Annotated in this window: 7 protein-coding genes; 3 read left to right on the plus strand and 4 right to left on the minus strand. The window is 67.8% G+C overall.

What is annotated here, in order from left to right:
* Together AB3X08_RS10050 and AB3X08_RS10055 are read left to right on the plus strand one after the other, a co-directional pair.
* A complete protein-coding gene (locus tag AB3X08_RS10050) occupies positions 1–2,163 on the plus strand; it encodes an acyltransferase family protein (RefSeq protein WP_369937996.1) in 2,163 nt (720 codons plus the stop codon).
* Positions 2,164–2,194: 31 nt separating this feature from the next.
* A complete protein-coding gene (locus AB3X08_RS10055) occupies positions 2,195–3,025 on the plus strand; it encodes a transporter (RefSeq protein ID WP_369937997.1) in 831 nt (276 codons plus the stop codon).
* A gap of 189 nt (positions 3,026–3,214) precedes the next feature.
* Here the strand turns inward: AB3X08_RS10055 and metH are convergent, their stop codons facing one another.
* The 3 genes from metH to AB3X08_RS10070 all read right to left on the minus strand — a co-directional run bounded on the left by metH (position 3,215) and on the right by AB3X08_RS10070 (position 8,189).
* Positions 3,215–5,965 carry a methionine synthase gene (gene metH / locus AB3X08_RS10060; protein WP_369937998.1) on the minus strand — a complete coding sequence of 917 codons (2,751 nt, stop codon included), beginning with the start codon at positions 5,963–5,965 and terminating at the stop codon, positions 3,215–3,217.
* 119 nt (positions 5,966–6,084) lie between these two features.
* A complete protein-coding gene (locus AB3X08_RS10065) occupies positions 6,085–7,209 on the minus strand; it encodes a homocysteine S-methyltransferase family protein (RefSeq protein WP_369937999.1) in 1,125 nt (374 codons plus the stop codon).
* Complete coding sequence (locus AB3X08_RS10070) at positions 7,206–8,189, minus strand: ArsR/SmtB family transcription factor (RefSeq protein WP_369938000.1); 984 nt, start codon at positions 8,187–8,189, stop codon at positions 7,206–7,208. The genes AB3X08_RS10065 and AB3X08_RS10070 overlap by 4 nt, the downstream gene beginning before the upstream one ends.
* A gap of 126 nt (positions 8,190–8,315) precedes the next feature.
* Between AB3X08_RS10070 and AB3X08_RS10075 the strand changes: the two genes are divergently transcribed.
* The gene (locus AB3X08_RS10075; protein ID WP_369938001.1) at positions 8,316–9,464 is read left to right on the plus strand and encodes an acyl-CoA dehydrogenase family protein; all 1,149 of its coding nucleotides are present in this window, start codon (positions 8,316–8,318) and stop codon (positions 9,462–9,464) included.
* Between the two features lie 293 nt (positions 9,465–9,757).
* Here AB3X08_RS10075 and AB3X08_RS10080 read toward each other — a convergent pair whose 3' ends face one another.
* The gene (locus AB3X08_RS10080; RefSeq protein WP_369938002.1) at positions 9,758–12,931 is read right to left on the minus strand and encodes a multidrug efflux RND transporter permease subunit; all 3,174 of its coding nucleotides are present in this window, start codon (positions 12,929–12,931) and stop codon (positions 9,758–9,760) included.
* Between the last annotated feature and the right edge of the window lie 3 nt (positions 12,932–12,934).

Below are 12,934 nucleotides of genomic sequence, written 5' to 3' on the forward strand. Positions count from 1 at the left end.
ATGGCACTCCCAGGGATGGGGACGGCAAGGGCCGAGCGCCTGCACACGTCATCGCCCGCACACGCGGCGGGCGGCTATCTGCCGTATGTGGACGGACTGCGCGCGCTCGCGGTGCTGGCGGTCATCGCCTATCACCTTGATCCGGCCTGGTTGCCGAGCGGCTTCACCGGCGTCGACGTGTTCTTCGTGATCTCCGGTTTCGTGGTCAGCGCCTCGCTGCAACGTTTGCCCGCGGCCGGCAGCTGGGGCGTGTTCGCGCAGTTCTATGCGCGACGCATGCGCCGCATCGCGCCGGCCCTGGTGGCCTGCCTGCTGACCACCGCGCTGGCCAGCGGCCTGTTCATCCCCGACTCCTGGTTGAGCGAAACCAGCGCCAAGACCGGACGCATGGCCTTCGTCGGCCTCAGCAACTGGGTGCTGGCCGCGACCGACAACGATTATTTCTCGCCCAAGGCCGAGTTCAATCCGTACACGCACACCTGGTCGCTGGGCGTGGAAGAGCAGTTCTACCTGCTGTTCCCGCTGCTGTTCCTGGCCTGGAACCGTGGCGGCCGCGGCCGCGTGTGGTCGGCGTTGCTGGTGGCGCTGGCGTCGGCTGGCTCGCTTGCGTATGCGCTGTTGCGCAGCCGCGGCGGTGGTGAGGCTGGCGACGCGTTCTACCTGACCACCGCGCGCTTCTGGCAACTGGGCAGCGGCGTGCTGCTGTTCCAGGCGCTGGCACTGAGCGGGCGCTTCGATGCCGGCCTTGCGCCTGCGCCGCGTGCGGCCTGGAACTGGCGGTCGCCGCTGCTGGCGCTGGCACTGGGGTTGGTGGGCTACGGGTTATGGCACGCACGACCCGGGCATTCGCCATGGCCCGATGGCCTGTGGCCGGTGCTGGGCACGCTGGGCCTGCTGGGACTGCTGCACGGCGCGCCTGCCGGCTGGATCAAGCGCGCGCTGTCGCAGCGTGCGGTGGTGGCGATCGGGCGTGTCTCGTATTCGCTGTATCTGTGGCATTGGCCGGTGTTCGTGCTGTTCCGCTGGACCGTGGGCCTGGAGTCGGCACTGGCGAAAGCGCTGGCGCTGCTGCTGGTGGCGGCGCTGGCGATCGCCTCGTACCGCTGGGTGGAGCTGCCGTGGCGCAGCGGCCGCATCGGCAGGATGCGCACCCCGGCGCGCACCATCGCCGCCGGGCTGGGCCTGATCCTGCTCGCCGCCGGCGTGCATGCGCTGCTGCTGGACACGCAGCGCTACTACTCGTTGAGCACGGTGAGCCGGCATCCGCTGGACTGGTATGCGTATGCCAAGGGCATGCGCAAGGAGTTCCCGCACTGCGCGCTGAAGACCGGACAGGCGCAGCTGCAGGTCGGCAGCGCCAAGCTGTTCGCGCGCGGCGACTGCGACCTGCACGATGCCCGCCTGGAGGTGCCGCGCCGGCCGACGCAGCTGTTCGTCGCCGGCGATTCGCATGCGTTGGCGTACAACGAACTGCTGCGCCGCTTCGCGTTGCGCAGCGGCGTGGCGGTGCGCCTGTACGGCGTCGGCGGCTGTCCGATCGTCGGCCTGCAGGCCTGGCAGGCCACGCACGCCGGTTGCCAGGCCTATGAGCGCAGCACCCTGGCCGACGTGCAGGCGCAGGCGCGCGACGGCGATGTGCTGTTCCTGCCCGCGCTGCGGCTGTTGCGTCTGGCCGAGCAGACCCAGCTGTTCGACGAGGCGGCGGTGATGGCCGAGCAGGACGGCGCGCAGGCGCAGGCAGTCCGCGCCGCCGGCGAAGAGGCAGCGGTGGCGCTGCTGCAGCCGCTGGCGCAACGCGGCGTGCGCATCGTGTTCGAGGCGCCCAAGCCCTTGCTGCGCGCGCCGCCGTACCGCTGTTCGGACTGGTTCAACCGCGGCAATGCGATCTGCGCGCGCGGCACGCAGATCCAGCGCGACACCATGGAACGCTACCGCGCGCCGGTGCTGCAGAGCCTGCAGCGGATCGCCGCGCGGTTGCCGCATGCCTCGGTGTGGGACCCGTTGCCGGTGCTGTGCGAGCCGACGCGTTGCGCCGGCATGCGCGACGGACGCCCGCTGTTCTTCGATGCCGATCACCTCAGCGGTTACGGCAATCGGCTGCTGTTGCCGAGTTTCACGGCGCACTTCAAGGCGGTGCAGGCAGAATCGGGCACGACGCCGTGAACCGCGGCGCTCGCTCTTGGGGAGGCAGTCCATGGCTACAGGCATTCCGGTTGCAGCATTGCGCATGCAGCCCGGCATCCGCATCGGGTGCGCCACGCGTCGCGCTGCGGCGCTCGTGCAGTGCGCGTTGACGCTCGGCGCTCTGGGCGCCACGCGCGTTGCCCATGCCGACGACGCGCCGGCGTTCGACCGCCCCGGCATCGGCTTCGCATCGCAGACCCTGCCGGTCGGCGGCGTCGCCTGGGAGCAGGCGTTGTCGGACGTGAGCTACGACCGTAGCGGTGGCGTGCGCAGCACCGAGTACGTGGCCGACAGCCGCCTGCGGATCGGCCTGAGCGCGCAGGCGGAACTGCAACTGGCCATCGACAGCCAGGTCTGGCAGCGCGTGCGCGGCACCGGCGAGGATTTCCGCGGACATGGCGGCGGCGATGCCAGCGTCGGCCTGAAATGGGCGCTGCCGAGTTCGCGCGACACGTTCTCCTGGGCGCTGCTGGGCGCCGCCGCCGTGCCGGTGGGGCGTGCGCCCTACGGCGACGACGGGCATCGCTACGACCTCGGCGTCAGCGCCGGCTGGGACCTGGCCGACGGGCGCAATGTCGCGCTGTACGCCAACGTCAGCGACAGCGACGACGGCCATGGCTGGACAGTGTCGCCGAGCTATACCTTCTACGCGCAGGGCGACCTCAGCGCCTATGCCGAAGCCGGCATCGGCGGCGGCGAGGACGAGATGCGCGCGCTCGGTACCGGGCTGACCTGGTTGATCGCCGAGCGCGTGCAACTGGATGTGTCGGTGCTGCGCGGCTTGTCCGCGCCGAGCTCGGATTGGCAGGGTGGCCTCGGCGTGTCGGTGCTGCTGCGCTGAACGCTGCAAGCCTCTCTCCCTGTGGGAGAGGGGCTGGGGTGAGGGTACGGCGCCAAGCGTCTCGCTGAGTTTGGGGCACGAGGTTTCGCCCATACCCTCATCCGGCCCTGCGGGCCACCTTCTCCCGGTGGGAGAAGGGAACACAGCCGTGGCGTGCGTTGCGCTAGGACAGGGACGTTGCGACGCCCCTCACTCCGGGTCGTAGTCCAGGTTCGAGGCCAGCCAGCGTTCGGCCTGCAGCAGGGGCACGCCCTTGCGCCGTGCGTAGTCGGCGACCTGTTCCTTGGTCAGGCGTCCGACCACGAAATACTGGCTCTGCGGATGGCTGAAGTAGTAGCCGGATACCGCCGCGGTCGGCAGCATCGCGAAGCTTTCGGTCAGGGTCATGCCGGCATTGCGTTCGGCGTCGAGCAACGCGAACAGGGTCTGCTTCTCGCTGTGCTCGGGGCAGGCGGGATAGCCGGGGGCAGGGCGGATGCCGCGGTACTGCTCGGCGATCAGCGCCTCGTTGTCCAGTGCCTCGTCTTCGGCATAGCCCCAGAATTCGCGGCGCACGCGCTGGTGCAGGCGCTCGGCCAGGGCCTCGGCCAGGCGGTCGGCCAGCGCCTTGAGCAGGATCGCGTTGTAGTCGTCATGCGCGGCCTCGAAGCGCGCCACGTGCGGCTCGATGCCGATGCCGGCGGTGACCGCGAACGCGCCGATCCAGTCCTGCTTGCCGCTGTCCCTGGGCGCGATGAAATCGGCCAGGCAGAAGTCGGGCCGCTCGACGGGTTTGTCGACCTGTTGCCGCAGGAAGTGCAGGAGATGCCGGGATTGGGGAGTGGGGATTGGGGATTGGGTGGGATGTTGCGAATCCCCAATCCCGACTCCCGACTCCCGGTGGTCCGTCAGGACCACCTCGACATCGTCGCCCACACTGTTCGCCGGCCACAGCCCGAACACCGCCTTGGCGGTCAGCCATTTCTCGGCCACGATGCGCTTGAGCATCGCGCGCGCGTCGCGGTACAGCTCGCTGGCCTGGCTGCCGACCACCGCATCGCTGAGGATCGCCGGGAATTTGCCGGCCAGTTCCCAGGCCTGGAAGAACGGGGTCCAGTCGATCAGGTCGATCAGCTCGGGCAGCGGATAGTCGTCGAATACGTGCAGGCCGGGTCGCTTCGGCGTCGGCGGGGTGTAGGCGTCCCAGCCGCCGTCGAAGCGCTGCGCGCGCGCCTTCTCCAGCGATACCAGGCGCTTGGCGTCGCCGCGGTTCTTGTGACGCTGGCGGATCTCGGCGTAGTCGGCGTCGTTGGCGGCGACGAACGCGGCGCGCAGGTCCTTGGAGATCAGCGACTGGGCCACGCCGACCGCGCGCGAGGCGTCCTTGACCCATACCGTCGGCGCGGCGTAGTGCGGGTCGATCTTGAGCGCGGTGTGCGCGCGCGAGGTGGTGGCGCCGCCGATCAACAGCGGCATCGAGAAACCCTGCCGCTGCATCTCGCGGGCGACATGGCTCATCTCCTCCAGCGACGGGGTGATCAGCCCGGACAGGCCGATGATGTCGGCGTTCTCGGCACGCGCGCGGTCGAGAATGGTCTGGGTCGGCACCATCACGCCCAGGTCGATCACGTCGAAGTTGTTGCAGGCCAGGACCACGCCGACGATGTTCTTGCCGATGTCGTGCACGTCGCCCTTGACCGTGGCCATGACGATCTTGCCGTTGGACTTGCCGGTGTCGCCGCTGCGCAGCTTTTCCGCCTCGATGTACGGCAGCAGGTAGGCCACCGCCTTCTTCATCACCCGCGCCGACTTGACCACCTGCGGCAGGAACATCTTGCCGGCGCCGAACAGGTCGCCGACCACGTTCATGCCGTCCATCAGCGGGCCTTCGATCACGTCCAGCGGGCGTGCGGACTGCTGCCGCGCTTCTTCGGTATCGATTTCCACGTAGGCGTCCACGCCGTGCACCAGCGCGTGCGCCAGCCGCGCGCGCACCGGCTTGTCGCGCCAGCTCAGGTCCTCGACGCTGCTCTGGCCCTTCTTGCCCTTGTAGCGCTCGGCGATCTCCAGCAGGCGCTCGGTGCCGTCGCGGCGGCGGTTGAGGATCACGTCCTCCACCCGCTCGCGCAGATCCGGATCCAGGTCGTCGTAGATCGGCATGCCGCCGGCGTTGACGATGCCCATGTCCATGCCCGCGGCGATGGCGTGGTACAGGAACACCGAATGGATCGCCTGGCGCACGGTCTCGTTGCCGCGGAACGAGAACGACACGTTGGACACGCCGCCGGACACATGGCAATGCGGCAGGGTCTGGCGGATGATGCGGGTGGCCTCGATGAAATCCACCGCGTAGTTGTCGTGCTCCTCGATGCCGGTGGCCACGGCGAAGATGTTCGGATCGAAGATGATGTCTTCCGGCGGAAAGCCGACCTGTTCGGTCAGGATCCGATAGGCGCGGCTGCAGATCTGCACCTTGCGCGCGCAGGTATCGGCCTGGCCCTGCTCGTCGAACGCCATCACCACCGCGGCGGCGCCGTAACGCAGCACCTTGCGCGCATGCTCGACGAACACCGCCTCGCCTTCCTTCAGCGAGATCGAGTTGACCACGCTCTTGCCCTGCAGGCACTTCAGCCCGGCCTCGATCACGCTCCACTTGGAGGAATCGACCATGATCGGGATGCGCGCGATGTCCGGCTCGGACATGATCAGGTTGAGAAAGCGGACCATCGCCTTCTCCGAATCGATCAGGCCCTCGTCCATGTTGACGTCGAGGATCTGCGCGCCGCTAGCGACCTGCTGGCGCGCCACGTCCACCGCTTCCTCGTAGCGTTCTTCCTTGATCAGCTTGCGGAACTGCGCGCTGCCGGTGACGTTGGTGCGCTCGCCGACGTTGACGAACAGCAGGTCCGGGGTCAGCAGCAGCGGTTCCAGGCCGGACAGGCGGGTAATGCGGACAGACATGGGGTCAGCCTTTCGGGATCGTTGCCGTGGCCGCGCAGGCGCGACCGACGGGCGCAGCGCACGCCGGACGGCGCGCGTGGACTGCGAATGCGTGAAGCGACAGTGGCTGCGCGCGCATCTCAGGCCGCCTGTGCCTGCGTCTGCGCCGCGAGCGGCACACGCGGACGCAGCCCGCGTACCGCCTCGGCGATCGCCTGGATATGCGCCGGCGTGGTGCCGCAGCAGCCGCCGACCAGGTTCAGCAGGCCGGATTCGGCGAATTCCTTCAGCGTCGCCGCCATTTCCTCCGGGGTTTCGTCGTACTCGCCGAAGGCGTTGGGCAGGCCGGCGTTGGGATGCGCGCTGACGTAGCCGTCGGCGATGCGCGCCAAGGTCTCCACGTGCGGACGCAGGTCGCTGGCGCCGAGCGCGCAGTTCAGGCCCACCGACAGCGGCCGGCCGTGCGCCACCGAGGCATAGAACGCTTCGGCGGTCTGCCCGGACAGGGTGCGTCCGGAGGCGTCGGTGATGGTGCCGGAGATCATCACCGGCAGACGCCCGCCGCGCGCGTCGAACACTTCCTCGATCGCGTACAGCGCCGCCTTGGCGTTGAGCGTGTCGAAGATGGTCTCCACCATCAGCGTGTCGGCGCCGCCGTCGATCAGGCCCTCGACCGCTTCGCGATAGGTGCCGCGCAACTCGTCGAAGCTGGTATTGCGGAAGCCGGGATCGTTGACGTCGGGGCTGATCGAGGCGGTGCGGCTGGTCGGGCCGAGCACGCCGATGACGAAGCGCGGCTTGTCCGGGGTGAGCGCCTCGACCGCGTCGCAGCAGTCGCGCGCGACCCGCGCACCGGCCTTGTTGAGTTCGTAGACCAGGTGTTCCAGGTGATAGTCGGCCTGGCTGATCGAGGTGGCATTGAAGGTATTGGTTTCCAGCAGGTCGGCGCCGGCGTCGAGGTAGGCGCGGTGGATGCCGGCGATCACCTCGGGCCGCGACAGCAGCAGCAGGTCGTTGTTGCCCTTCAGGTCGTGGCCCTGCGGCGCATGGTCGCAGCCGGGGCCGTGCACGTGCGCGCTGTCGTAGCCGGCGGCGAAGCGCTCGCCGCGGTAGTCGGCTTCCTGCAGGTCGTGGCGCTGGATCATGGTGCCCATCGCACCGTCGATGATCAGGATGCGTTCGGCCAGCGCCTGCAGCAGCTTCTGCGTGCGCTGCGGATGCAGCCAGGCGACTTGGGTCCGAGAAGAAACGTCAGAGATGGTCATGCGCCTGCTCCTGCTTTTGCCTTTGCGATTCCCGAATCCCCATTCCCGATTCCCGGCTTCACCGCAATCAACGAAATCACCTCGAAATGCGGCGGTCGCTTCTCGCGGGTCACGGTTTCCAGGCTGGACACGTCCAGCCCGGCCTTGTCCACGAACTTGCGCAGCTCCTTGGAGGCGAAGCCCAGGTTGACGTGGCCGTAGGCCTGCACCGCGGCCTTGTGTTCGTGGCGGGCGAGGCTGCATAGCAGCAGGCGTCCGCCGGGGCGCAGCACCCGCGCCGATTCGGCCACGGCCTGCGCCGGCTTGGCCGCGTAGGTCAGCGCGTGCATCATCACCACCAGGTCGAAGCTGGCGTCGGCGAACGGCAACGCGTGCATGTCGCCTTCGCGCACTTCCACATTGCCGAGCCGGCGCAGGCGTTCGCTGGCCGCGGCCACCACCCGCGCGCTGGTGTCGATGCACACGTAGCAGCGCGCATGCGGCGCCACCAGTTCGGCCAGCACGCCGTCGCCGGAGGCGATGTCGAGCACGTCGCCGGTTTCCAGCAGCGGCAACGCGGTGCGCGCCAGCGCTTCCCAGGTGCGCCCGGGCGAGTAGTGGCGTTCCATGTCGCCGGCCACCGAATCGGCCCAGTTCTGGTCGGCGGCGCGATTGGCCAGCACCGCGGCCACGCGCTCGGCGTCCTGGCGCAGCAGCGGATCGTCGCTGCCGGTACTCAGCGCCAGCCACAATGCGCGCTGCGCCGGGTCCAGCTGCGCCTCGTCGAAGCGGTAGTAGGCCGACACGCCGGCGCGGCGGTCGCGCACCAGGCCAGCCTCCTTCAGCTTGGCCAGGTGGGTGGACACGCGCGGTTGCGCCAGCCGGGTGATCGCCGACAGCTCGGCCACGGTCAGCTCTTCCTGCTCCAGCAAGGCCAGCAGGCGCACGCGGGTCGCATCGGCGAACACTTTCAGCCGGGTCGACCAGTCCTCCAGATCCATAATATCTTCCTATCGCGATATAGAGATATTTTGGTCCTGTGGGCCGGCCGGGTCAAGTCGTGCACACGCCAGCGTATGGTCTGGGTGGCTACAATGGCGCACCAGACAGCCCGGGAGGGGTTCTACGTGGATTTCAGCTTTACTGAAGAGCAATTGATGATCCAGGACGTGGCGCGACGCATCGCCCAGGAACGGATCGCCCCCAGCGCCGAGCATCACGACCGTACCGGCGAGTTCCCGCTGGACAACATCCGCCTGCTCGGCGAGAACGGCCTGATGGGCATCGAGGTGCCGGAGGAATACGGCGGCGCCGGCATGGACCCGATCGCCTACGTGCTGGCGATGGTCGAGATCGCCGCCGGCGACGCCGCCCATTCGACCATCGTGTCGGTCAACAATTCGCTGTTCTGCGCCGGCATCCTGAAGAACGGCAACGAGGCGCAGAAACAGAAATACGTGCGTGCGATCGCCGACGGCAGCCACATCGGCGCGTTCGCGCTGACCGAACCGCAGTCCGGCTCCGACGCCACCGCGATGCGTTGCCGGGCGGTGCGCCAGGACGACGGCAGCTTCGTGATCAATGGCAAGAAGAGCTGGATCACCTCCGGCCCGGTCGCCAAGTACATCGTGCTGTTCGCGGTCACCGATCCGGAGCAGGGGGCGCGCGGCATCACCGCGTTCCTGATCGACACCGACAAGCCCGGCTTCCATCGCGGCAAGACCGAGCCCAAGCTCGGCATCCGCGCCTCGGCCACCTGCGAGATCGAATTCCAGGACTACGTGGCGAGTCCGGACGAGGTGCTGGGCGCGCCGGGCGAGGGCTTCAAGATCGCGATGAGTGTGCTCGACGCCGGCCGCATCGGCATCGCCTCGCAGGCGATCGGCATCGCCCGCGCCGCCTACCAGGCGACCCTGGACTACGTGAAGGAGCGCAAGGCGTTCGGCTCGCCGATCGGCGCGTTCCAGATGACCCAGGCCAAGATCGCCGACATGAAGTGCAAGCTCGACGCGGCGCTGCTGCTGACGCTGCGCGCGGCATGGGTGAAGGGGCAGGGCCAGCGCTTCACCACCGAGGCCTCGGTGGCCAAGCTGACCGCGTCCGAAGCGGCGATGTGGATCACCCACCAGGCGGTGCAGATCCATGGCGGCATGGGCTATTCGAAGGAAATGCCGCTGGAGCGTTACTTCCGCGATGCCAAGATCACCGAGATCTACGAGGGCACCAGCGAAATCCAGCGGCTGGTCATCGCCCGCAACGAAACCGGGTTGCGGTGAGGCCGGGATTGGGGAGTCGGGATTGGGGATTCGCCAATTCCTGACCCCATGAGGGACACGCAGAAGCGGCCGCAAGGCCGCTTTTTTTGCAGGGAGGGTGGGCAGGTTCAAGTGGACTGCATCGGGGCGGAAACCCTGCGACGGCGCCAAATCCCTGCACTAGGACTCGTGCCCCGAGCCGTCTTGCCGAACTCCAGCCAAAAAAAGCGGCCTTGCGGCCGCTTTTTTTGGCGATGAGGAGTGGGGATGCGTGAAGCGGGGAAATCGAATCCCGAATCCCCAATCCCGGCACCTCACCGATCCGGCTGGTTCCGGTTCTGCCCTTCCTGCTGGATCGCCACGTATTCCTTCGACGGTTCGTCCAGCTTGTCGCCGAGCATGCGCCGCACCACCACGAAGAACAGCGGAATGAACAGCACGCCGAGCACGGTGGCGAACACCATGCCGCCGATCACGCCGGTGCCGATCGAGTGGCGCGCGTTGGCGCCGGCGCCGGTGGAGATCGCCATCGGCAGCACGCCGAGGATGAACGCGAACGAGGTCATCAGGATCGGACGGAAGCGCAGGTGCGCCGCCTCGGTGGCCGCTTCGCGCAGGGTCTTGCCCGCCGCACGCTGCTCCACCGCGAACTCCACGATCAGGATCGCGTTCTTCGCCGCCAGGCCGATCACCGTGATCATGCCGATCTTGAAGTAGATGTCGTTCGGCAGGCCGCGCAGCAGCGAGAAGGTGATCGCGCCGAGCACGCCGATCGGCACCACCAGCAACACCGAAACCGGGATCGACCAGCTCTCGTACAGCGCCGCCAGGCACAGGAACACCACCACGATCGACAGCACCAGCAGCAGCGTGGCGCTGTTGCCGGCGATGATCTCCTGGTACGACATGCCGCTCCAGTCGAAGCCGAAGCCCGGCGGCAGGTCGTTGTTGACGATCTCCTCCATCGCGCTCATGGCTTGGCCGGAGCTGCCGCCCGGGGCCGGGTTGCCGACCACGTTGACCGCCGAATAGCCGTTGTAGCGGCTCAGCGACGGCGAGCTGTAGATCCAGTTCGACTTCACCACCGTGCTCAGCGGGATCATCTGCGGCAGGCCGTCGCTGTCGGTGGCGCTGCTGCTGGGCACGTAGAAGTTGCGCAGCGACTCCGGACCGGTGCGGAACGGCGCGTCGGCCTGCATGTTGACGCGCTTGATGCGGCCTTCGTAGAAGAAGTCGTTGACGTACACCGGCGCCAGCATCATCTGGATCGACTGGTAGATGTCGCTGACCGACAGGCCCATCGACTGCGCCTGTACCCGGTCCACGCTCAGCTGCAGCTGCGGCGCGTTCTCCAGGCCGTTGGGGCGCACCCCGGCCAGCGCATCCTGGCGCGCGGCGGCCTTGCCGAGCAGGATGTTGCGGGCCTGGGTCAGCGCTTCCTCGCCGGCGCCGGTGCGGTCCTGCAGCCACATGTCGAAGCCGCCGAACTGGCCCAGGCCGTTCACCGTGGGCAGGTTGACCACGAAGATCTGCGCGCCCTTGATGCCGTAGAACATCCCGTTCAACTGCTGGATCAGGTCGGTAGCGGTGACGTCGCGGTCGGCCCACGGCTTGAGCCGGATGAAGCCCATGCCGACGTTTTCGCCGCGGCCCAGGAAGCTGAAGCCAGCCACCTGCAGCATGCCTTCCACGGCCGGCTGGTTTGCGAGCACGCCGCGCATCTGCGCGAACACCTCGTTGGTGCGGCCGACCGTGGCGCCCGGCGGCAACTGCACGATCGCCAGCGCGAAGCCCTGGTCTTCCTCGGGCAGGAAGCTACCCGGCATGCGCGTGAACAGGAACCCGCACAGCACCACCAGCAACGCGAACACCGCCATCCAGCGCGGCGCGCGGCGGATGGTGCCGCCGACCGCGCCGACGTAGCGGTTCGCCAGCTTGTCGTAGTACTTGTTGAAGTTGCGGTACACCCAGTTCGGGTTCTCGTTGTGGGTGGCCTTCAGGAAGGCAGCGCACAGCGCCGGGGTGAAGCTCAGCGCCAGGAACGCCGAGAACGCCATCGCCATGGCGATGGTGATCGCGAACTGCTTGTAGATCGCGCCGGCCGCGCCGGGCTGCATCGCCGAGGGGATGAACACCGCCGCCAGCACCACGGTGATCGCCACCACCGCGCCGGTGATCTGGGTCATCGCCTTCTGCGTGGCCGCCTTCGGCGCCAGGTGCTCTTCGGACATGATGCGTTCGACGTTCTCGATCACCACGATCGCGTCGTCGACCACGATGCCGATCGCCAGCACCATCGCGAACAGGGTCAGCTGGTTGATGGTGAAGCCGATCACCCACATGCCCAGGAACGTGCCCAGCAGCGCCACCGGAATGACCAGGGTGGGGATGATGGTGGCGCGGAAGTTCTGCAGGAACACCAGCATCACCAGGAACACCAGCACGATCGCCTCGGCCAGGGTCTTGACCACTTCCTCGATCGAGATCCGCACGAAGGTGGTGCTCTCGTACGGGGTGAACCAGCTCACGCCCTGCGGGAAGCTCGGCTGCAGCTCGTCCATCTTGGCCTTGACCGCCTCGGACACGCTCAGCGCGTTGGCGCCGGGCAGCAGCTGGATCGCGAACGCGCCGGTCGGCTTGCCGTTGTACTGGGTGTCGAAGCCGAAGCTGGTCGGGCCGAACGCGACCCGCGCCACGTCCTTCAGCCGTACCACGCTGCCGTTGCTGTCCGCGCGCAGGATGATGTTCTCGAACTGTTCGGGCGAACTGAAGCGGCCTTCGGCGGTGACCGTGGCGGTGAACGACTGTCCGGACGGGGCCGGATCGGAACCGATCGAGCCGGCGGCGAACTGCACGTTCTGCGCGCTGATCGCGTTGTACACCTGGCTGGGAGACAGGTGATAGCCCTGCAGCTTTTCCGGGTTCAGCCAGATGTCCATCGCATATTCGGCGCCGAACTGCTGGGTGCTGCCGACGCCGGGCACGCGCGAGATCTGTTCCAGCACGCGCGAGCCAACGATGTCGTTGAGCGCGCTACGGTCGATCGACGGGTTCTCCGAACGCAGCGCGATCACGCTGAGGAAGCCGGCGTTGGCCTTGGCCACCACCACGCCCTGCGCGGTCACTTCCGAGGGCAGGCGCGGCGTCGCCAGCGACACCTTGTTCTGCACCTGCACCTGGGCGATGTCGGCATTGGTGCCGGTCTCGAAGGTCAGGGTGACGGTGGCGGTGCCGCTGGAGGAGGACGAGGAGCTGAAGTACAGCAGGTGATCGATGCCGGTCAGCTGCTGCTCGATCACCTGGGTGACCGAGCGTTCGGTGGTGTCGGCGCTGGCGCCTGGGTAGGTCGCGGTGACGGTGACCTGCGGCGGCGCGATCGAGGGATAGGATTCGACGCCGAGGTTGAGGATGGCGATCACGCCGCTGAGCGAGATCAGGATCGCCACCACCCAGGCGAAGACCGGGTGTTCGATGAAGAACTTAGGCATGGC

The sequence above is a fragment of the Xanthomonas sp. DAR 34887 genome, from assembly GCF_041245805.1.
Lineage (GTDB): Bacteria > Pseudomonadota > Gammaproteobacteria > Xanthomonadales > Xanthomonadaceae > Xanthomonas_A > Xanthomonas_A tesorieronis.

Coding starts and splice junctions, on each gene's coding strand:
- AB3X08_RS10050 (WP_369937996.1), top strand. CDS start 1: ATGGCACTCCCAGGGATGGGGACGGCAAGGGCCGAGCGCCTGCACACG.
- AB3X08_RS10055 (WP_369937997.1), top strand. CDS start 2,195: ATGGCTACAGGCATTCCGGTTGCAGCATTGCGCATGCAGCCCGGCATC.
- metH (WP_369937998.1), bottom strand. CDS start 5,965: ATGTCTGTCCGCATTACCCGCCTGTCCGGCCTGGAACCGCTGCTGCTG.
- AB3X08_RS10065 (WP_369937999.1), bottom strand. CDS start 7,209: ATGACCATCTCTGACGTTTCTTCTCGGACCCAAGTCGCCTGGCTGCAT.
- AB3X08_RS10070 (WP_369938000.1), bottom strand. CDS start 8,189: ATGGATCTGGAGGACTGGTCGACCCGGCTGAAAGTGTTCGCCGATGCG.
- AB3X08_RS10080 (WP_369938002.1), bottom strand. CDS start 12,931: ATGCCTAAGTTCTTCATCGAACACCCGGTCTTCGCCTGGGTGGTGGCG.